This window comes from Microcoleus sp. D2_18a_B4 (genome assembly GCF_036702475.1).
In the GTDB taxonomy this organism is placed as follows: domain Bacteria; phylum Cyanobacteriota; class Cyanobacteriia; order Cyanobacteriales; family Microcoleaceae; genus Microcoleus.
In genome coordinates this window covers 57,003-75,271 of the sequence record NZ_JAUBTL010000009.1, presented here as the reverse complement: position 1 = coordinate 75,271, position 18,269 = coordinate 57,003, and the positions used below count along the sequence as shown (strand labels likewise).

General features: G+C 45.4%; 21 protein-coding genes. 12 read left to right on the top strand and 9 right to left on the bottom strand.

Annotated elements, in window-relative coordinates; genetic code table 11:
- Window positions 1-18 precede the first annotated feature (18 nt).
- The 6 genes from QUB04_RS07990 to QUB04_RS07965 form a co-directional block, all read right to left on the bottom strand.
- Window positions 19-363: a DUF5615 family PIN-like protein gene (locus QUB04_RS07990; protein ID WP_333283144.1), complete on the bottom strand. Its 345-nt coding sequence runs from the start codon at window positions 361-363 to the stop codon at window positions 19-21.
- A complete protein-coding gene (locus QUB04_RS07985) occupies window positions 360-653 on the bottom strand; it encodes a DUF433 domain-containing protein (RefSeq protein ID WP_333140545.1) in 294 nt (97 codons plus the stop codon). The genes QUB04_RS07990 and QUB04_RS07985 overlap by 4 nt, the downstream gene beginning before the upstream one ends.
- Window positions 654-789: 136 nt before the next feature.
- Complete coding sequence (locus QUB04_RS07980) at window positions 790-1,095, bottom strand: type II toxin-antitoxin system RelE/ParE family toxin (protein ID WP_333158798.1); 306 nt, start codon at window positions 1,093-1,095, stop codon at window positions 790-792.
- On the bottom strand, window positions 1,092-1,346 hold the full coding sequence (locus QUB04_RS07975; RefSeq protein WP_333105636.1) for a type II toxin-antitoxin system ParD family antitoxin: 255 nt from the start codon (window positions 1,344-1,346) through the stop codon (window positions 1,092-1,094). Before QUB04_RS07975 ends, QUB04_RS07980 begins: the two co-directional genes overlap by 4 nt.
- A gap of 185 nt (window positions 1,347-1,531) precedes the next feature.
- Window positions 1,532-2,200: a Uma2 family endonuclease gene (locus QUB04_RS07970; RefSeq protein ID WP_333283141.1), complete on the bottom strand. Its 669-nt coding sequence runs from the start codon at window positions 2,198-2,200 to the stop codon at window positions 1,532-1,534.
- Between the two features lie 218 nt (window positions 2,201-2,418).
- On the bottom strand, window positions 2,419-2,679 hold the full coding sequence (locus QUB04_RS07965; protein ID WP_333283138.1) for a hypothetical protein: 261 nt from the start codon (window positions 2,677-2,679) through the stop codon (window positions 2,419-2,421).
- Between the two features lie 164 nt (window positions 2,680-2,843).
- On the opposite strand from QUB04_RS07965, the gene QUB04_RS07960 reads away from it, so the two are divergent.
- Complete coding sequence (locus QUB04_RS07960) at window positions 2,844-3,083, top strand: helix-turn-helix transcriptional regulator (RefSeq protein WP_333228438.1); 240 nt, start codon at window positions 2,844-2,846, stop codon at window positions 3,081-3,083.
- Between the two features lie 414 nt (window positions 3,084-3,497).
- On the opposite strand, the gene QUB04_RS07955 is transcribed toward QUB04_RS07960, so the two are convergent.
- Window positions 3,498-4,082: a PAP/fibrillin family protein gene (locus QUB04_RS07955; RefSeq protein ID WP_333283136.1), complete on the bottom strand. Its 585-nt coding sequence runs from the start codon at window positions 4,080-4,082 to the stop codon at window positions 3,498-3,500.
- Window positions 4,083-4,337: 255 nt separating this feature from the next.
- Complete coding sequence (locus tag QUB04_RS07950) at window positions 4,338-6,014, bottom strand: glycosyltransferase family 4 protein (RefSeq protein ID WP_333283133.1); 1,677 nt, start codon at window positions 6,012-6,014, stop codon at window positions 4,338-4,340.
- 413 nt (window positions 6,015-6,427) lie between these two features.
- Here QUB04_RS07950 and QUB04_RS07945 point away from each other — a divergent pair, with 413 nt between their 5' ends.
- The 9 genes from QUB04_RS07945 to QUB04_RS07905 all read left to right on the top strand — a co-directional run bounded on the left by QUB04_RS07945 (window position 6,428) and on the right by QUB04_RS07905 (window position 16,890).
- Window positions 6,428-6,667, top strand: a complete 240-nt coding sequence (locus QUB04_RS07945) for a DUF3134 domain-containing protein (RefSeq protein WP_006631296.1) — start codon at window positions 6,428-6,430, stop codon at window positions 6,665-6,667.
- Window positions 6,668-6,796: 129 nt separating this feature from the next.
- Window positions 6,797-7,912: a phospho-N-acetylmuramoyl-pentapeptide-transferase gene (gene mraY / locus QUB04_RS07940; RefSeq protein WP_333283130.1), complete on the top strand. Its 1,116-nt coding sequence runs from the start codon at window positions 6,797-6,799 to the stop codon at window positions 7,910-7,912.
- Window positions 7,913-8,279: 367 nt separating this feature from the next.
- On the top strand, window positions 8,280-8,942 hold the full coding sequence (locus QUB04_RS07935) for a L,D-transpeptidase (RefSeq protein WP_333283127.1): 663 nt from the start codon (window positions 8,280-8,282) through the stop codon (window positions 8,940-8,942).
- An 82-nt stretch (window positions 8,943-9,024) separates the two neighbouring features.
- Window positions 9,025-9,969: a glycosyltransferase gene (locus tag QUB04_RS07930; protein WP_333283124.1), complete on the top strand. Its 945-nt coding sequence runs from the start codon at window positions 9,025-9,027 to the stop codon at window positions 9,967-9,969.
- 333 nt (window positions 9,970-10,302) lie between these two features.
- On the top strand, window positions 10,303-12,162 hold the full coding sequence (locus QUB04_RS07925; protein WP_333283121.1) for an NAD(P)H-quinone oxidoreductase subunit F: 1,860 nt from the start codon (window positions 10,303-10,305) through the stop codon (window positions 12,160-12,162).
- A gap of 103 nt (window positions 12,163-12,265) precedes the next feature.
- Window positions 12,266-12,985, top strand: a complete 720-nt coding sequence (locus QUB04_RS07920; protein WP_333283119.1) for a carbonic anhydrase — start codon at window positions 12,266-12,268, stop codon at window positions 12,983-12,985.
- 314 nt (window positions 12,986-13,299) lie between these two features.
- Window positions 13,300-14,850 (top strand): NADH-quinone oxidoreductase subunit M, encoded by a 1,551-nt coding sequence (locus QUB04_RS07915; RefSeq protein WP_333283116.1) that lies wholly within the window; start codon window positions 13,300-13,302, stop codon window positions 14,848-14,850.
- Window positions 14,851-15,049: 199 nt separating this feature from the next.
- Window positions 15,050-16,372 carry a CO2 hydration protein gene (locus QUB04_RS07910; RefSeq protein WP_333283113.1) on the top strand — a complete coding sequence of 441 codons (1,323 nt, stop codon included), beginning with the start codon at window positions 15,050-15,052 and terminating at the stop codon, window positions 16,370-16,372.
- A 311-nt stretch (window positions 16,373-16,683) separates the two neighbouring features.
- Window positions 16,684-16,890: a hypothetical protein gene (locus QUB04_RS07905; protein ID WP_333055353.1), complete on the top strand. Its 207-nt coding sequence runs from the start codon at window positions 16,684-16,686 to the stop codon at window positions 16,888-16,890.
- Between the two features lie 41 nt (window positions 16,891-16,931).
- Here QUB04_RS07905 and QUB04_RS07900 read toward each other — a convergent pair whose 3' ends face one another.
- A complete protein-coding gene (locus tag QUB04_RS07900) occupies window positions 16,932-17,402 on the bottom strand; it encodes a hypothetical protein (RefSeq protein WP_333283110.1) in 471 nt (156 codons plus the stop codon).
- A 181-nt stretch (window positions 17,403-17,583) separates the two neighbouring features.
- Between QUB04_RS07900 and QUB04_RS07895 the strand changes: the two genes are divergently transcribed.
- A complete protein-coding gene (locus tag QUB04_RS07895) occupies window positions 17,584-17,796 on the top strand; it encodes a helix-turn-helix domain-containing protein (RefSeq protein WP_006631307.1) in 213 nt (70 codons plus the stop codon).
- 85 nt (window positions 17,797-17,881) lie between these two features.
- A complete protein-coding gene (locus QUB04_RS07890) occupies window positions 17,882-18,094 on the top strand; it encodes a helix-turn-helix domain-containing protein (protein ID WP_006631308.1) in 213 nt (70 codons plus the stop codon).
- The last annotated feature ends 175 nt before the right edge of the window (window positions 18,095-18,269 follow it).

Sequence of the window (18,269 nt, the reverse complement as noted above, 5' to 3'; positions counted from 1 at the left end):
TTCCCAAGTGCGATCGCTTTATACATATAAAAGCTGATTAGCGATTTCATCAGCCGTTAGCGTATTTAATAAAATGGCAACCCGTTGAGCAATCTCATAGGCGTTCTTTTGAGGGATCACAATAATCCCCGAATGTTGTTTTCCTTCTCTCATATAATCTAGATGCAGTCGCTCAAAGTCTACGCGATTATGGGTGAGCAAACATCGCTCCATAGATGCTGGGTAAGCTAATTGTTGGCTATCGGATTTACTCAGCATTCCCTGTTCGCTGGTTGTCGTCACATCGAACCCTCTAGCCAGCAGTAAAGTAGCTACAAGCCTTGAAACATCTTCATCTGTATAAATAGTTGCAAACAGTTTCACGGCTTTCTCATTGCAGCTTTAACAGCAGGATGAATCAATTCTTCAGGAATTCGATTGCGCTCAATATAAGTATTTATTTCTTCCTGGTTATCCAAATAAAAGCTCAGCGCGTCAAAAATTTGAGCTAATTTCAGGTGAGGTAAGTGCATCGGGATTTCTTCAGGAGTAATACCCAAACGCCACAATTCCACGATCGCCCGAACGGAAGTCCTGGTTCCTGCGATAATTGGTTCGCTTTGCAAAATTTCAGGGTGACGTGCGACATAACGCGAAACAGATTGTACATTCATGGCAGATTAACAGGGCAGATATATTTTTATTATATGTTATTATTTCAGCTAAAAGTGTGCAAAAAATTGAGAAGCATTAAGCGCGATCGCCCTTTTTTACAAGTGCGATCGCCCGTTCAGATCGATCCAACGCTAATTAATCTTCCCCTAACTCTAAAAACAATAATTCCAAGTCTCGATCGCCCCGCAGAACGCGAGCAATATCAATCCCGTCCGATCTCGGGTAATAAAAAATTAAATAATCCCTAACAATAAATCCGCGCAAGTTGGGGGATAACCTCTCATAGCGTTTGCCCATATTGGGAAATTCGGCGACAAGTTTACATTTTTGACGAATTGCATCAAAAAGCTCGCTGGCTGCCCTGGAACTATTGCCAGCAATGTACTCACAAATCTCATTCAAGTCTCGGACGGCTTCATCTGAAAATGTATAACTGTTCATGCCCCTGACTGTTCTCTTCGATCGATCTTTTCTTGAATTTTGGCAAACACAATTTCTCCATCTGTCACTTGTCCCTTAGCAATTTGTGCAGTTCCCACTGCTATTTTCTGGCGGAGTTCTTCGATGCGTTGTTTTCGTTCTCTTAAAAGTGCGATCGCTTCTCCAATTAGTTCTTCAGCGCTGCCATATTTTCCGCTTTGAATTTGCGATCGAATAAACTCTTCGTATTCCGGCTTTAAGACAATATTCATTGACTTGCTCCTTTAAATCACAGAAAGGTTACTGCACGATCGTGACATCTTTTGTAGATTAGCTTAGCACAAATATCAACATTCTCAGAGATTGTGGCTGCCCTAAAGTCGAGCTTGAAAAAATTATTGTGAATCGCCTGCGATCCTCTTCGAGGGCTTCGCTAACGCACTTTTCGCCAACCTCTCTACAACTTCCCAATTTGTTGAGCAAACCACATCGCCGCCGTCCCATTTCCCTCACCCAAAAGTTTCAAAGTATCCGACAGCAAAGCAATTGGCAATCCCTCAAGCGCACCGGAAATTTCGCATTCATGATATTTCCCGTTTTCCTGCAAGCGAAATGCCAAAACTCTCTCGCCCTTAATATCTACTACCCAATACTCAGGAATTCCCAAAGCAGCATAAAGCCGCTTCTTTTCATCTAAATCGCTGGCCAAAGTAGTATCGGCTATCTCCCCGACTAAATCGGGAACTCGCGACTGATTCAGATTAATTCGGCGAGGTTCCCCTTTTTGCCATTGGTGGAAATCTCCGCCGATGTATAAAACTTTATCTGGTGCACCCGCTCCCACTTTAGGTTTCTCAATTACACAACCGCTGAGAGAATCAAAAGTTTGTCCTATTTTGGTAGTAAACCACACGAAAAATATGATAGTAAACAGATCGTTAAATCTGGCGTGCTGAGGCCCTTCATTACCCATGTCTATCCAAAGATATCCTTCATAAAAAAATATTCTGGCTTCCTCCAAAGATGGATCTTCGCAGGCTGCTACATAATCTTCCCATGTCGCGGCTTGCCATTGAGGAATTTCACCCACTTGAGGCAAGATGAATTTTACAGTTGTAGAAGTCATGATTTAAAAGCAAATTGAGGATAAAATTATCCTAACTTAAGTCGCTATTTATAGCCAAAGGAAGAAGGAAGGCACTACACGGATACACGAATGAATTATCGAGTCTGAGTCATTCTTAAAAAGGAAGAAGGAAAATACAAGAAAGATCGACTTGAAGTCAGACGAAGGGGCGGGCACGGGGGCACCGCCCCTACAAATGGCGATCGCAATCCTTGTGCTTATCGAATTGCTGTGGGCGCCGCAATTGGTACTTCTAAATCTGGCTGCAAGTCAAAGACTACGACAAGCGTTGCTTGAGGCATCAGTTGGCGCAGACACAGCAAGTGCCCGTCAGCATCCGATCGACTGCGAAATCGCCCCACAATCGCCCGCTGCATACTGGGCATGAGTTTGGCGATCGCCCAAGGGTAAAGGCGTTTTTGGTACGCGATCGCCCCAGGATTCGCAGCGAATCCCTGTTGATAACCGTTTTGTGGCATGATGGTTTAGTATCCTCTATGGACTACAGGAAAGGGCGTTAGTAAGTCTCTTGCCGGAAATCGACTAACGCCTCTACTACTATGATTAAACACCAAACTCACCTCATGTGTCAATACTTGGCGCTAAATATTCACACTTGCTATATTGAAAGGTTTATTCAGCTATGGATTTGAGAGCCTTGAGAGAACGTGCAGGGCTGACAATCTTAGACGTAGCACGGGAACTAGAATGCGCGGAGTCTTCAATTCGCAACTGGGAAAAAAGCCGAACCTTGCCAAAGATGGAAGTTTGGCAAGTATTCCGAATGCGAGATTTGTATCGATGTAGCGAAGCGGAGTTGATGCTAGCTGTCAGAAAGTCAATGCCGACGGAAAAGAAAGAACAGACAAAACTGACAGAGTAAGAATCCTCTGGATTTATTAGAGAATGTAAAGTATTGTAGGGGCGGGTTTTACAGAAAATAATTGTCTAAAATCGATCATCTTTTAAACCCGCCCCCACCCAACGGCAAATCCCCATCTACCTGTAGGATCAGGTTTATGAAACTGTGGGCTTTGCAATTAGGTCGGGGCGGGTTTTTGAGATTGTGGGTCTTAGGCTGAGATTTTTCGTAAAACCCGCCCCTACATCAAATAATAACTTGGTAATTAGGTCGGGGCGGGTTTTTGAGATTGTGGGTCTTAGGCTGAGATTTTTCGTAAAACCCGCCCCGATATCAAATAATAACTTGGCAATTAGGTCGGGGCGGGTTTAAAAGATTGTGGGTCTTAGGCTGAGATTTTTCGTAAAACCCGCCCCGATATCAAATAATAACAAATCACTCTTTTGTCAAGACAAAAACACTGTCTTTATTCCCCCGTCCAATCCGCAAATCTTTATCCAAATAAGTAATATCCAGCCATCCCTGCTGTTCGCGAGTATCCAGCCCAAAATCTACAGCCGCGAACTTTTTCCCCGACTCAATCTCATCGATAAACTTCCCCGGATATTCATAGCCAATCAACCTGCTTAAACCTACTATAGACCGCTCAAACTTCACCTGCACTCGCCGTTCGGAAGTTGGCTCAAATCTCGCCGCCACACTGACAATTCCTTCCAAATAAGGCAAGCCGTAAAGTTCGCCAATGTTGTAAATTTTAGATTCTTTGACGCGGATAGATTGATAAATTTGACCTAATTTGACCAAGGGAAAACTGTCCAGATTCAGCAGTTCGCGGCTGGTGGTGTACAATAACCGCCAATCACCATTTAAAAGCTCTGCAGCTTCGACAGGGCGAGGCGTGGGGTTGTAATCTTCCAATTGGGCGATCGCACTTAAAATCGCTTGTTTGTCGCTGGGAGTCGCCAGCAAACCTCGATTCTTACCAGCAATTATCTCTAAGAGTGCAGATTTTCTAAGCATGATTTTTTAAGAAGGAAGAACACGGATTTTGACACGAATACACGGATTAATTATCGAAGGTGAGGCAAAAGTGAGACCGCTCTTTTCTTCAGTCTCAAGCGAGAGGGAGGAAATTTTGTGTAGTAGCGATATTAATCGCCGAGTCCGCAGAGTATTAAGCTGTTGTGCATTTAAATAGAATGTCAAAAAACAATATAATTCTTGTGGGGTGGGCGTCTCGCCCGCCCTGAATATGCAATTTAAATGCGTGACAGCTTAACAACTAATTACTAAGATATCAAATTTCACCAAATAAAGCAAAGTCCGATACAGGTCGGCTAATTCTTGCTCGTTTTTAACGTAGCGTCGGATAAGTTCCCCCACGCCGATCGCACCTTCCTGCTTAATTATCTCCAATATCTCCATCTGAATGCTAACAGATATTCTCCTATCCTCACCAAAACTGGTAAACCTAATTGTCTGTACCTGCTTTAAAAGTTCTGGTGTGGCGATCGCACCCAGACTCAGCATCATCTCATTGCTTAAACTTCTAGTCGCATAATGGCCCAATACCCGAAACGGATCGTCGCCTAGGGGATAAGGCGGCTTCCCAGGTTTTAAAGGTGCTGACTCCGGTGCCGCAAGGCGAATTTCTGCTAATTCCCGCCACAATTGTTCGTAAGCAGCAATTACTACTTTCCAATCATAAATTTCCCTCGCCCTTTGTCGGGCATTTTCCCCCATCCGCTTTCTCAATTCGGGGTTTTCAATTAATTGACACAACGCCAGAGTGCAAGCATCAATGTCAACTGCTGTCGCGAGAGAAGTGTGACCCATGTAAGTCGGCCAATTTAAGCTGTCGTCAAGATAATTTAGCGCTAAATCTAAACAAGATTCGGGGGGCGGGATGAGTGTGGGAATGCGGAAGCCGTCTATTTCGTGGCGTACAGATTCTTTGTATCCGTTCCAATCGGAGACTATGGCCGGCAGTCCGTTTGCCATTGCTTCAATTGGCGTCAGCCCAAAGGATTCTTGAACGTTGTCCGAAAGCGAAATGAAAATGTCGGCGGCCGACCAAATATTTATTCTAATTTCCGGCTTTCTCCCATCTAAAAAAATAGCATTCACGGAGGGACAAAAGATTTGCGCGCTATTTTTAAAGTCGGGTTCTTCTCTCGGATCTTCGATCCAACCTGCTTGAATTAAGTGGATTTTGGCTTTTGTCTGTTGTGCGGCGCCCTCTAGGGCGATGTACATCGGTACCGGATGAGCTTTTGCAGAAAAAATCAATCGACCGACAAATAACACAACTATATCTTCGGGAGAAATGCCGAGTTCTTGTCGCAGTTGGCGGCGACTATTAACTGCTTCCACACCCTGCGGAAACGCGCTGCAATCCACTCCTAGGGGAATAACCGGCAATTTGACTAAAATTTCCGGTTTACCGCCGTTGCGCTGGGCTAAATATTCAGACCACTCCCTCATAACTCCTTCTACTGCTGTTTTCACCGCTTCAGAGGTGCAGATCAGGGCGTCCCAAGGCTGCATGGGTGCGGTTATCAAATCGCCGATCGCCCCCATGATGTATTTTGTACCGATCGTGTGAGTAACGCCGCAAACGCTGTAGGCCCGCTGATCGACAAATCTGCGCGCCCAAACCATCTGCGACAGAAGCGGATCGGGTCGGTAAATTGTGCCCGGTTGAGATAGCAAATCCGGTCGTTCTGTGGGAATCCAGCGGACTTTCCGAGGTTTTTGCAGCCAAGGTTGGATGTGCGAACAAAACTCCTTAAAGGTTGTTTTGCTGTCGGCGTAACAGTAGAGAGAGTCAGCGGTTCCGTGTTGGACTAAGCTTTTGAGAAACCCTTCTCCGGCTGAATGACGCCCCAGAAGTTTTTGCCCTCCGGTGTCGTAGCCCTCTTTGTTGTATAAAACCGCTGCCGTTATATCCATTCTGAGATTTATTGCTTGAGAGTTGACTGAAGAAGCCAGACGGCATTCGAGCTCAGGCTTTGATGAAAAACCAGGAGACTGTTGTGAATCAAACCCTTGCCGTTAGCGAAGCTTGCAGAATACGATCGCCACTTGTCCCGCGATATCTTAAAGACGATCGTCTTAGATTACAATGCTTACGGCTAAAGAAGGATTGGCAAGAGCGGATTTTAGTGTTATCCTCATGCCCATGCTTGGGGGCGATCGCCTTTTCGGTCTCCCATCTTATCCCGATCCGGAACCAAACAGTGCCTGTGGTATAATGCTTTAGCCTTGCTAAATGCCCGATTTGCAAGTGCTTGATCAAAGGAGCAGTTCGTCGGCAAAACGTTACCTCTACTCGATCGCGTCTTTGTCTTTAAAAACCAATAATCATGTACAACCCATCTCTGCGTCAAATTCCTCGCCATTTACCTGCGGATGTAATTCCATTAAAACAGCAATCTTCTCTTTTAGACTGGTTGGAATCTAACAATCGCCTGTTAGCAAGGGATGTCCAAGAACCCGACTATCTGCACGAAGAAGAAATTTCGGAACTTATGGCAGTTGACGACAGTCCTTACGATGATTTAGAAGAGGAAGTAGAAGAGGATGTGAGTGTAGGCGAAGAATAACGGGTAAAAGGGTGAAGAAATCAACCGGAAACAGGGAAGAAAAACTAAGAGATTTCTCAATCTCCTGTATCGCACCCTATTCCCCATTGTCAATTGCTTATTCTCAAATAGTGTGTGGTGAGGAGTGTTATGGATAACTTTTTGGATGAGAAAATCCCTTTTAGTCTGCCTTTCAAACTTACAGGCAGCAATTTATTCCGGCTGCTGGGTGTGGGACTCTGCACTGTAGCGATCGGTTTAGATGTAGCAGCGGATAGATTTTTGAATTTACCTGCATCGCTATTTATGCCGCTAATTGTTTGTGCTTTAGTTGCGTCGGGGTTGGGCTATGCAGTTGTACCCCTACTCCAGCAACTAAAAGCAGGACAAATAATTCGCGAAGACGGCCCCCAAGCTCACTTAAAAAAAGCGGGAACGCCGACAATGGGAGGCATCTTTTTTATACCTGCTGGGGTAGCAGTCGCTTTACTTTGGTCTAAGTTTAACTCAGATGTTGTTGCCGTATCGGCTTTAACTTTAGCTTACGGTTTCATTGGCTGGATTGATGACTGGCAAATTCTGCGACGCAAGTCGAACAAAGGTATTTCACCTCGGATGAAATTGGCTTTGCAAATAAGTTTTGCTGCTCTATTTTGTCTGTGGCTGATGTTTCATCAACCAGCAATTTCTACGAATGTTGCTTTGCCTTTCGGTTGGGTATTGCCATTAGGTTTGCTGTTCTGGCCGCTGGCTGGTTTTGTGCTAGTTGCCGAAAGCAATGCTACTAATATTACCGATGGTGTTGACGGGTTGATGGGAGGTTTGGGGGCGATCGCACTTTTGGGATTAGGCGCATCTGTAGCCTCAACTTCGCCAGAATTAATGATATTTTGCGCTTGCATCAGCGGCAGTTGTTTAGGTTTCTTAGCACACAACCGCAATCCAGCCAAGGTGTTTATGGGCGATACAGGTGCTTTAGCTTTGGGCGGTGCGTTGGGTGCGGTAGCTTTATTAACAAATAGCCTTTGGATATTATTAATTATCAGCGGGATTTTCTTTATTGAAACGCTGTCAGTAATTGCTCAAGTAGGTTATTACAAAGCTACAAAAGGCCCGGATGGCATCGGCAAGCGTCTGTTAAGAATGGCTCCACTGCACCATCATTTAGAGTTGTGCGGCTGGTTGGAAACTCAGGTTGTTGGGATATTTTATTTAACAAACGGGGTGTTAGTGTTAATGATTTTGATGTTTACTAGCAACAGTTAACCGCGGATTTGGTAACGGATTGTGCAGGGGATGCAAGAGATATTTTCTCCTATTTCAAAGAAACAGGCAAGATGCCTGTTCCACAATAACTCAATGCAGTTGTGGAACAGGCATCTTGCCTGTTTAAGGGAAAGAAACAGGCAAGATGCCTGTTCCACAATAACTCAATGCAGTTGTGGAACGGGCATCTTGCCCGTTTAAAGCTAAAGCAACACGCTTTTGGACTGTTCCACATTTCTTAGTCTCTTAGAGAGGGACTTCGTTTCTGTAGTAAGTAGCAGTTTCAACCGCCGAACAATCTATAATATCCCTAGTTAATGCAATGGAAATAAAAAAAATCAGGGGCAATATTGGAAGAACTGTTTCATTGACAAGCCTTCTATTGCTGGCTGCTAGCTTAGTTTTTTACTGGAACCTCGTTAGGCTGGGTTATGCTGTTCCAATTCCCTACATTTTAGACGTTTTCTGCTTAAATAACTGTCCGGCTGATGATTTAAATATTTTGCATACCCAATTCCCGCCCGATAATTTATTAAACTACGACAAGCCGCTAAGACACATTTTAGGCGAACCAGATAAGTTAGATAAAAACAGAATTTCCATCCTAGTTGAAAAATCAAAATACAGGCTGACTCTATACGATAGCAAAAAGCCAGTAAAATCTTATCCTGTAGTATTTGGTGGCAACCCCACAGGTGATAAATTAAAAGCAGGGGATTTGCGGACGCCGGAAGGTGTTTTTAGGATTAAAGATATGTATCCTCACGAAAGTTGGTCAAAGTTTCTGTGGCTGGATTATCCAACTAAACAATCTTGGCGCAAACACGTAAAAGCCAAGCAAAACGGTACAATTGGCTGGGGCGATAGTGTAGGCAGCGAAGTCGGGATTCACGGCGTTCCTGCTAATTCGGATAATATTATAAAATATCGATCGAACTGGACTTTGGGCTGCGTTTCGCTGGAAAATAAGGATGTTGAGGAGTTGTATCAGTTTGTGCAGAAGGGAACGCCAGTAGAAATTAGTCCGTAGTCAGCAGTCAGTAGTCATTAGGAGGAAGTACAAACATTAATCCGTGTATCCGTGTCATAATCCGTGTTGTGCCTCCTTCCCCATGAACAACAAAATGTTTTTACCGGAAGTTTCGGTGGTAGTGCCAGTTTACAATGGCGAGGCAGATTTGCCGGATTTGATCGAGTGTTTACGATCGCAAACTTATCCGCCACACAGTGTAGAATATCTCTTAGTAGACAATAACAGTCGCGATCGCACTTCAGCAATCCTCGCAACAGCAGCTAAGTTGGATCAAATAACCATTCGCCACCTCACCGAAAATCAGATTCAAAGTTCCTACGCCGCCCGCAATAAAGGAATTCGCGCATCAACAGGCGAAATCATTGCATTTACTGATGCAGACTGTCGCCCGGAATCTGACTGGCTGGAAAATTTAGTTAAACCATTTTTAGATGTAGAAATCGCACTTTCAGCCGGGGAAATACTCGCATTGCCCGGTAAAACTATTTTAGAACAACACGCCGATCGCCAAAATACTTTATCTCAAAAACATACACTCGCTCACCCTTTTTGTGCTTACGGCCAAACAGCCAACTTAGCTGTACGGAGGCTAGTTTTACAACAAATAGGATTATTTCGCCCTTACCTCAGCAGTGGCGGCGATGCGGACTTATGCTGGCGGATTTTGCGGGAAACATCCTATAAAATGTATTTTGCCGAAAATGCGATCGTCCGACACCGCCACCGTTCTACAATAAAACAGTTGCAAAGTCAATGGTATCGGTACGGCGAATCTAATAAATATTTACACGAACTCCACGGTGTCGATTTGATGCGAGAATTCACCACAGGGGAATATTTTTACCGGCTGGCTAGGTGGCTGTTAAAGGAATTTCCGGTGGCAGCGGCCAAAAGTGCGATGGCCCAAGCCGATATGGTAGATTTGTTTAATACGCCGATCGGTCTAGTGAATGTTAGGGCAAGGTCGATGGGACAGCGCCAAGCCAAACTTCCAGAATCAGCTTGGCAGATTGAGCGGTTTTAATCGGTTTTAATATTTTAGAGCAATAAATTATTGTGCGATCGCACTTGCGATCGACAAATATTCGTTTGTACACAATCCGCCCTTATATACATATAAGTATAGTTTATCAGTACAGATAAATAAGCTGAATCCGAAATATGAAAATTTAACGCAATACTTAATATAAAATTAATAAGTCTATTCTGAAGCGCTCGGTTTGACGAGGGGAAGAAACTCAGAGGCAAACCCCAAAATTTTCTTTACTTCTGCCTTCGGGCTTTTCACTGCTGTCGTCAGCGCGTTGGGAATTATTCTCATAATTTTAAATTTTTGTAACCTTTACAAGTAATGCCAATGGCTCAAATCTTACTCCAGACCGTTTGGTTTATACCTTGCTATCCACTCATCGGCGGAGTTCTGTCGATGCTGTGGTTTCCGGCAATTACCCGTCGCACGGGGCCAAGACCATCCGGTTACGTGAACGCCATCTTAACCTTGTTCGCTTTCTTACACGGCGTCATAGCCCTGACAGCTATCTGGAACCAACCGGCACAACACCAGTTAATTCCCTGGCTGAATGTAGCAGGTTTAGACTTAACCATTCCCGTAGAAATCTCTACTGTCACCGTCGGGGCGACAGTTTTGATTACCGGACTGAACTTGCTGGCGCAGATTTATGCTTTCGGTTACATGGAAATGGACTGGGGCTGGGCTAGATTGTTTTCCCTGATGGGGCTGTTTGAAGCGGGGATGTGCGGCTTGGTACTGTGCAATTCTCTCTTCTTCAGCTACATGATTTTGGAAGTTCTGACTTTGGGTACTTACCTGCTAGTCGGGCTGTGGTTCAATCAGTCTTTGGTGGTGACAGGAGCCCGCGACGCTTTCTTAACAAAGCGGGTGGGTGACTTATTCCTGCTGATGGGAGTAGTCGCAATTCTGCCACTGGCTGGAACTTGGAATTTTGACGAGTTGGCTGTTTGGGCTCAGACTGCAAAGCTTGACCCTACTGTAGCGACGCTGTTGAGCTTGGCTTTGATTGCCGGGCCGATGGGTAAGTGCGCTCAGTTTCCCTTGCACCTGTGGCTGGATGAGGCGATGGAAGGCCCGCTGCCGGCGACGATTTTGCGGAACACCGTAGTTGTCGAAACTGGTGCTTGGATATTGATTAAGTTGCAGCCGGTGATTGCTTTGTCGCCGATCGGACTGAAGACAACTATTATTGTAGGCGCTGCGACGGCGGTTGGTGCTTCATTAATTGCGATCGCCCAAATTGACATCAAGCGCACGCTTTCCTATATTGTCAGCTCTTACATGGGCTTAGTATTTATCGCCGTCGGCACCGGACAAGCCCAGACAGCCCTGACATTGATATTTGCCTACAGCTTGGCAATGGGTTTGCTGGTGATGAGCATCGGTTCGGTAGTTTGGAACAGCATCACTCAGGATGTCCGCTCTCTCGGCGGTTTGTGGGCAAAGCGGCCGATATCGGCCATATCGTTTATTGTCGGTAGCGCTGGATTGGTGGGACTGCCGCCCTTCGGCTGCTTCTGGGCTTTAGAAGACTTCACATCCGGGCTTTGGCAAACTCATCCTTCCTTGTTAGGAATAGTGCTGTTTGTAAACGGCGTCACTGCTTTTGGGTTGATGCGCGTCTTCGGTTTAGTTTTTGGCGGCAAACCAAAGCAAATGACCGAACGCTCGCCGGAAGTTCACTGGCCTTTTATCTTGCCGATGACTGTTTTAATGGGCTTTACTTTGCACGTTCCGCACTTGCTGGCTGCGTGGCATTTATTGCCGGGGGCAAGTTTGAATTATACCGCAACCGGACTGCTAGTTTTGTCAACGGCGATCGGCATCGGTGCCGGAGCATTTGTTTACCTGAACGAAAAATGGGAAAAACCGGTGCGAATTGGTTCTCAAGCTTTGCAAGACTTTTTTGCTTACGACTTTTACACTGCCAAACTTTACCGAGTAACAGTGATATTTGCAGTCGGTCTAGTTGCTCAAGTTATCTCTTGGATCGATCGCAATATTGTTGACGGTTTCGTAAATTTAATCGGTTTTGCAACGGTTTTCGGCGGGCAAAGCCTCAAATACAACGTTAACGGTCAAACTCAGTTTTACGCCCTAACAATTCTGTTCGGAGTTGCGCTTTTGGGACTACTGATAAGCTGGCCGCTGCTAGCTCGCCTGTCGCTGATTGTAGGCGGGTAAAAAGATATAAATTTTAAGATTTTAGGTGACAGTTTTAATCTAAAATCTTAAAAGCATGAAGTCTTGAACAAAGATTTCCAACTCGTTCAAATAAGGCACATAAATGACCTCAAACAACAGACAATTCAATCTTTCCCGACGCAATTCCCTCAAATTTGTCGCAGGAGCCATTGGTACAGGGATACTTGCAGCACGAGCAGGCGCTGATTTGGCTGCACCCGAACCAGCAATTGCTCAAAATGACTCGACTCCCGATGCAGCTCTGCAAAAGTTAATGGACGGGAACAAGCGCTTTGTTAACAGAAAACGCCAAAGTCCCAACCAAGACTTACCCCGCCTCGTCGAAGTTGCCAAATCTCAAAAACCCTTTGCTGCTGTTCTCGGCTGTGCAGATTCCCGCTTTCCTTCGGAGATTATTTTCGATCAGGGATTGGGAGATTTATTTGTGTGTCGCGTGGCCGGAAATGTTGCTACTCCCGAAGAAATTGGCAGCCTGGAATTTGGCACGCTGGTATTGGGAGCAAAAGTGCTGATGGTAATCGGGCATAAACGTTGCGGTGCGGTAGAGGCAACCATCAAAGGAGCTCAAGTTCCGGGTCAAATTGGCAGTTTGCTCGACGCCATTAAGCCGGCTGTAGAAAGCTCGAAAGGCCAAGCAGGCGATCATCTAGAAAATGCCTGCAAAGCCAATGTTGTGCTGCAAGCTAAGAGGTTGAAAGCATCTCCTGTTATCTCTAAGTTAATTGAGGAGAATAAACTGAAAGTTGTGGGTGGATATTACGATTTAGACACGGGTGCAGTCAATATTCTGGTTGAGTCTTGATGCAATTTTAAAGTTATAATTTGGGAAAAAAGTAAGCTCTAAATTCTCAAATTATCAACCATAAAAGCGTGCAAAATTGATAGTTAATATCAAATACAGCAGTTCTCAATAAAGTGAGGTATGCCCACGGAGGCCACGGAGGCCACGGAGGCCACGGAGGCCGCTTATCAAGCGTGTACCTCATGTTACTGAGAAAGGCTATAAGTTAGCATCGGAATAGTAAATTCGAGTTAACTGTCAACCGTCAACCGTCAACCGTCAACAATCATTCCGGTGCAAGCGGAATTGATATTACTCTTCACTCTTCACACATTATGCTTAGTGCCTTGCTCTGGTTGCCCGCGTTGGGCGCTGCGGTAGTCGGGTTTCTGCCCGGAAACATCAACGGGATGCGGTTGCGTTCCATTGCCTCAGCTTTTGCTGCTGTTGTTTTCCTGTTGAATATCTGGCTGCTGACTCAATTCGATCCCGCCCATGCGGGACTGCAATTTCAAGAATATTTGCCTTGGATTCCGCAATTAGGTTTGAGCTACAATTTGGGCATTGACGGCTTGTCTTTGCCGCTGCTGGTTTTAAGTGCATTGCTGACGCTATTAGTCATTTACGGCACTGGCGAAAAGATGGAGCGCCCCCAGCTTTACTACGCTTTGATTTTGCTAATCAATGCGGGTGTTGCCGGAGCTTTGATGTCTCAAAATTTGCTGCTGTTTGTACTGTTTTATGAAGTAGAATTAATTCCTTTTTATCTATTGATTGCGATTTGGGGCGGAAAGCAGCGGGAATACGCTGCCATGAAGTTTTTGATCTACACGGCCGTTTCGGGACTTTTAGTGCTAGCAGCATTTTTGGGTGTGGCTTGGCTGAGCGGTTCTTTAAATTTCGATTACAGTGCGATTACCACTCAAGAATTGCCGAGAAATCTGCAGTTAATCCTGCTAACACTTTTGCTAATTGGGTTGGGAATTAAAATTCCTTTGGTGCCGCTGCACACTTGGCTACCGGATGCTTACGTGGAAGCTTCGCCAGCAACAGCAATTTTGCTGGGAGGGATTCTGGCGAAGTTGGGAACTTACGGTTTAGTGCGGTTTGGCTTGCAGATGTTTCCCGAAACTTGGTCGATTATAGCTCCCGGTTTAGCGATTATCGGGACTGTGAGCGTGATGTACGGGGCTTTGAGCGCGATCGCCCAAAAAGACATCAAACGCATGGTAGCCTATAGTTCGATCGGGCATATGGGCTACATCCTCGTTGCCTGCGCTGCGGGTACGAAGCTGGCATTAATCGGCGCTGTCGGGCAAATGGTAAGCCACGGCTTAATTTTAGCTTTGCTGTTTTATTTGGTAGGCATCATCGAAACCAAAGTCGGCACGCGGGATTTGGACGTACTCAACGGTTTGATGAACCCGATGCGGGGTTTACCCACTGCGAGTTCCCTGTTAGTTTTGGGCGGCATGGCAAGCGCCGGAATTCCCGGTTTGGTAGGTTTTATTTCCGAATTTTTAGTATTTCAAGGCAGTTTCTCGATCTTTCCAATTCCCACTTTAGTCTGCATTTTAGCTTCGGGTTTAACAGCAGTTTACTTTGTGATTCTGCTCAACCGCACCTGCTTTGGGAAGTTGGACAATGCCACGGCTTACTACCCTCCAGTTACGTTTGCTGAAAATATGCCGGCGCTGGTTTTGGCGGGCATCATTTTTGTGTTGGGAATTCAACCTGCTTGGCTGCTCAAGTGGAGCGAATCTACTACAAATGCGATCGTAGCCACTCTGCCGACTGACAGAAATACCCAAGTTGCTATTAGCTATCCTGGGGAAAAGTCAGTGATTGAAATCGCATCTACACAAACGAATTCCGCCAGGGAATGAATTCCACTGGGCTTATAGCGAAAGTCCTCTTAAGAGGACTAATGAGTTTTCTAGTCCTCTTAAGAGGACTTTAGCTGTGAGGCAGGGAATTCATTCCCTGCCGGACTTAGGGACTATCGGTTTTACGTTAAGTTCTCACAAATAAGCAGAGCCGGGAAGTAGATAAATATTCAATTTCACTCAACCAAAGGAAGAAACAATGGTACAAACTTCTAATAAACCAGCAACTAAACTACCTCCTTCCAAACACGAATTTGCCGAAATAATTCACAGGCTGGAAGCTGGTGGCGCGATGATTCCAGATACGCCGGAAAATCTGATGCAAATCATCGCTATTTGGAAAGCTTACGCGGTGCCGATGGACTTTTACTGGCGGGATTTGCTTTACATCGCCGAACGGGTATTTTTAAAGCCGCTTCCTTTCTTTAAATACTTCTTACCCCAGGAGTATTTAGATTTGCAAAATCACTATGCAGGCGACGGTGCAGATTTGCGGGTGTGGCGGGGGACTGGAAGCGCCCACCCGGAACTTTTGGAGTTCATGGAGAAGGGTGAAACTGGTAAAATGCCGCGGCTGTTTCACCATTTGTGGCACGATCGCATTAACATGGAATTTGCGGAAGAGTGCATGAGGGCGATGCTGTGGCACCGGGGCTTGTACGTCCCAACCAATCAATTCGATCCTTATTTGGACAGTGACGAATATAAGGCTAATGCCGATCGGGCAATTAAAGCTTACTTCAAAAAAGACCCGTTCATGCTGGCACTTCACAAAGCATTTCCCGAAATGTTTTTAGAACAGTGCCGCCAAATGTCTTATTACAGCAATCTCGGTTTATTCTGGGAAGTCATGGCGCCGGTGTTTTTTGAAGTTTCCGACTTGTACGACGAAGGGAAAGTTACCACCGTCCCTCAAGCTATGGATTTTCTGGTAAATGGCATATTTGCGATCGCCGGACGCCCGATTTACCACCACGTTTACATCGACGGCGAGAAGTACGAAATTATCCCCAAATCTAAAGGTTTCACTTGGCTTTACGAAGCAGCGTTACCTTACGTGGAAGCTGTATTTTATCGCACTTCGCCATTCCGAGGCACCAAATCTTACAACGCTCAAGCTAGAGAAGTTCCTGACGACCAAAAAGACTTCCACTACGGAGTGCTTTATGCAGACAAATTCCCCGTAGGTACAGCGGGGATTCCGCCGACTTTGCTAGCACAAGATATGCTGCATTTCCTGCCGCCTTATTTGAAGGATTTCTACAAACAGCGCTGTCGCGGCGAAGATGATATCCTCAATCAAATTGGGGTGACATTCCAGCGATCGATGTATTGCGTAACTTCGGCAGTGATTCAAGCTTTGCGGACTGCTCTTTTGTATCCTTTAGATGACCCGAATCCAAAGCATTTGAAGGCAAATCGGGCTTTCTTTGAGTCTCAGATCGATCGCTTCTGTCGCCCGGAATACGGCATGAAATATGCTGCGAAGTTGAATAATATTCAGACTTCGGATTATAGGTAGTCATCGGGCATGGGGAATGGGGCATCGGGCATCGGGAATTTGTTATTGCAAAAACTCCTAAGCTGTTCGGCATTTAAAAGACGATAGTATTGTGCGTCAGTACAGAAGTGTTTCCCGCATAAGCGCGTAAGTATTCACTCCTGACGCACCCTACAAGCCTCGTTAGTGGTTTAAATGCTCCACAGCTTAATGATTACCGATTACTATGCCCCATCCGATTTTAGATTAAAATTACCAATTGATCTAAAATGTAAAATTGTCCAATGTCCAATGCCCGATGCCCGATGCCCTATGCCCCTTCCCCAATAACTATGGACAGCAAACAGCTAGCCAAATATATCGAAGCAACCGATGGGATTTCCAAACCTTGGCTGTTGGTGCAACTGCGGCTGAAAAAATTGCAAGAAAGGCGATCGGAGATTTCGGCTGAAGAGTATATGACAGAACTTACCGACATTCACAAAGACTTAATGAATCTGGGGGAATGGTGGCTGGGTATCGAGGATGAAGTGTTTTAAAATTTAATTGAAAGTTCAAGTAGGATTAAGTCGATCGCACTTTAAAATTTCTCCATCAAATCTTTTTCTTGGGCATAGACATCTCGTAGCTGTTGCAGCGCCGCCCCAGAAATGACCGATTTAACAGTAGCTACCAAAAGGCCCCACTCCAGCAAGCTGTCAACTGAAACAGCTTTTTTGAACTTGTACGTGTAGAATTTCGTCCAAAATGCTGGTGCTTGCTTGCTTTTCCAGCGTTTGTACCATCTGCCAAAATCTTGAGGTGCGATCGGCTGTACTTCCAAAATAGGGGGAAAATCGGCGTAGCTGACAAAACGGCTGATGCCTTTGGCGTGCACGTAAACCATGTAGCGACAACATTCTATTCGGTAAATCTCATCTGCTGCGATATTGAACAGGAGTGCAACTGTTTCTTCTGTAACGAATCTCGCCAGCGGATGCAGGATTGGAGATTTATGAATTATTCTGGATTCTGCGATCGTTCGCGATTTTGCCGGAGTTTCTGATATCATGGCTAGTACACCTCTGGATATGGTTAGTAGACTTCTGGATATGGCAAATGCACTTTTTGATAGAAAGAAATAATCTGTCCAGATGAGGTTTTACAGACGATCGCCCTTTAGTTTTCCAGGCCGGGGGGCGATCGCTCTTTACATATAAAATTGTACGACGCAATTGCATCAAGTGTCAAGCATGGGTTTAGTCAGGCTAAAAATTCGGGAACTAGCGGCGGAGAAGGGCTGGACGCTTAAGGAAGTATCCGATCGTTCCGGGGTAATTTATAGCACAGTCAGAAGCTATGCTCGTCGTCCTGAAATGGCAATGGTTGACTTTACTTGCCTGCGGAAGTTAGCTCGGACTTTTGATGTGATGATTGAGGACTTAGTTGAGGTTTTGGAGGAATAGGTCGATCGACCTTAAGTTGTCTAGACCGGGCGATCGCTTTTTTAGATGCAATTATCTTAAAACGCAACTGCATTATTTGTCAAGCATGGGTTTAGTCAGAGTTAAAGTGCGAGAGCTAGCGGCCGAGAGAGGCTGGACATTCAAGGAGGTGGCTGAGCGATCGGGCGTGATCTATAGCACCATAACCAGCTATGCTCGTCGTTCAGAAATATCAATGGTTGACTTTACCGCCCTGTACAAGTTAGCGCGGGCATTTGATGTGATGATTGAGGACTTGGTGGAGATTATTGAGGAATAGGTCGATCGTTCGCGATTTTGCCGGAGTTTCTGATATCATAATAGACGCATCTCTTGATTGTAGGTGTGTACATCTTTTTGTTGTAGATGTGCAGGACAGAGATTATCTGTCCACATTAGGTTTAATAGGCGATCGCCCTTAGTTGTCCAGACCAGAGGCGATCGCTTTTTAAGAT

What these genes read in the sequence shown, in the direction of transcription:
- QUB04_RS07925 (WP_333283121.1), top strand. Translation starts at nt 10,303, where the DNA reads ATGGCTCAAATCTTACTCCAGACCGTTTGGTTTATACCTTGCTATCCA.
- QUB04_RS07930 (WP_333283124.1), top strand. Translation starts at nt 9,025, where the DNA reads ATGAACAACAAAATGTTTTTACCGGAAGTTTCGGTGGTAGTGCCAGTT.
- QUB04_RS07955 (WP_333283136.1), bottom strand. Translation starts at nt 4,082, where the DNA reads ATGCTTAGAAAATCTGCACTCTTAGAGATAATTGCTGGTAAGAATCGA.
- QUB04_RS07970 (WP_333283141.1), bottom strand. Translation starts at nt 2,200, where the DNA reads ATGACTTCTACAACTGTAAAATTCATCTTGCCTCAAGTGGGTGAAATT.
- QUB04_RS07910 (WP_333283113.1), top strand. Translation starts at nt 15,050, where the DNA reads ATGGTACAAACTTCTAATAAACCAGCAACTAAACTACCTCCTTCCAAA.
- QUB04_RS07950 (WP_333283133.1), bottom strand. Translation starts at nt 6,014, where the DNA reads ATGGATATAACGGCAGCGGTTTTATACAACAAAGAGGGCTACGACACC.
- QUB04_RS07920 (WP_333283119.1), top strand. Translation starts at nt 12,266, where the DNA reads ATGACCTCAAACAACAGACAATTCAATCTTTCCCGACGCAATTCCCTC.
- QUB04_RS07900 (WP_333283110.1), bottom strand. Translation starts at nt 17,402, where the DNA reads ATGATATCAGAAACTCCGGCAAAATCGCGAACGATCGCAGAATCCAGA.
- QUB04_RS07890 (WP_006631308.1), top strand. Translation starts at nt 17,882, where the DNA reads ATGGGTTTAGTCAGAGTTAAAGTGCGAGAGCTAGCGGCCGAGAGAGGC.
- QUB04_RS07960 (WP_333228438.1), top strand. Translation starts at nt 2,844, where the DNA reads ATGGATTTGAGAGCCTTGAGAGAACGTGCAGGGCTGACAATCTTAGAC.
- QUB04_RS07915 (WP_333283116.1), top strand. Translation starts at nt 13,300, where the DNA reads ATGCTTAGTGCCTTGCTCTGGTTGCCCGCGTTGGGCGCTGCGGTAGTC.
- QUB04_RS07975 (WP_333105636.1), bottom strand. Translation starts at nt 1,346, where the DNA reads ATGAATATTGTCTTAAAGCCGGAATACGAAGAGTTTATTCGATCGCAA.
- QUB04_RS07980 (WP_333158798.1), bottom strand. Translation starts at nt 1,095, where the DNA reads ATGAACAGTTATACATTTTCAGATGAAGCCGTCCGAGACTTGAATGAG.
- QUB04_RS07985 (WP_333140545.1), bottom strand. Translation starts at nt 653, where the DNA reads ATGAATGTACAATCTGTTTCGCGTTATGTCGCACGTCACCCTGAAATT.
- QUB04_RS07895 (WP_006631307.1), top strand. Translation starts at nt 17,584, where the DNA reads ATGGGTTTAGTCAGGCTAAAAATTCGGGAACTAGCGGCGGAGAAGGGC.
- QUB04_RS07945 (WP_006631296.1), top strand. Translation starts at nt 6,428, where the DNA reads ATGTACAACCCATCTCTGCGTCAAATTCCTCGCCATTTACCTGCGGAT.
- QUB04_RS07965 (WP_333283138.1), bottom strand. Translation starts at nt 2,679, where the DNA reads ATGCCACAAAACGGTTATCAACAGGGATTCGCTGCGAATCCTGGGGCG.
- QUB04_RS07905 (WP_333055353.1), top strand. Translation starts at nt 16,684, where the DNA reads ATGGACAGCAAACAGCTAGCCAAATATATCGAAGCAACCGATGGGATT.
- mraY (WP_333283130.1), top strand. Translation starts at nt 6,797, where the DNA reads ATGGATAACTTTTTGGATGAGAAAATCCCTTTTAGTCTGCCTTTCAAA.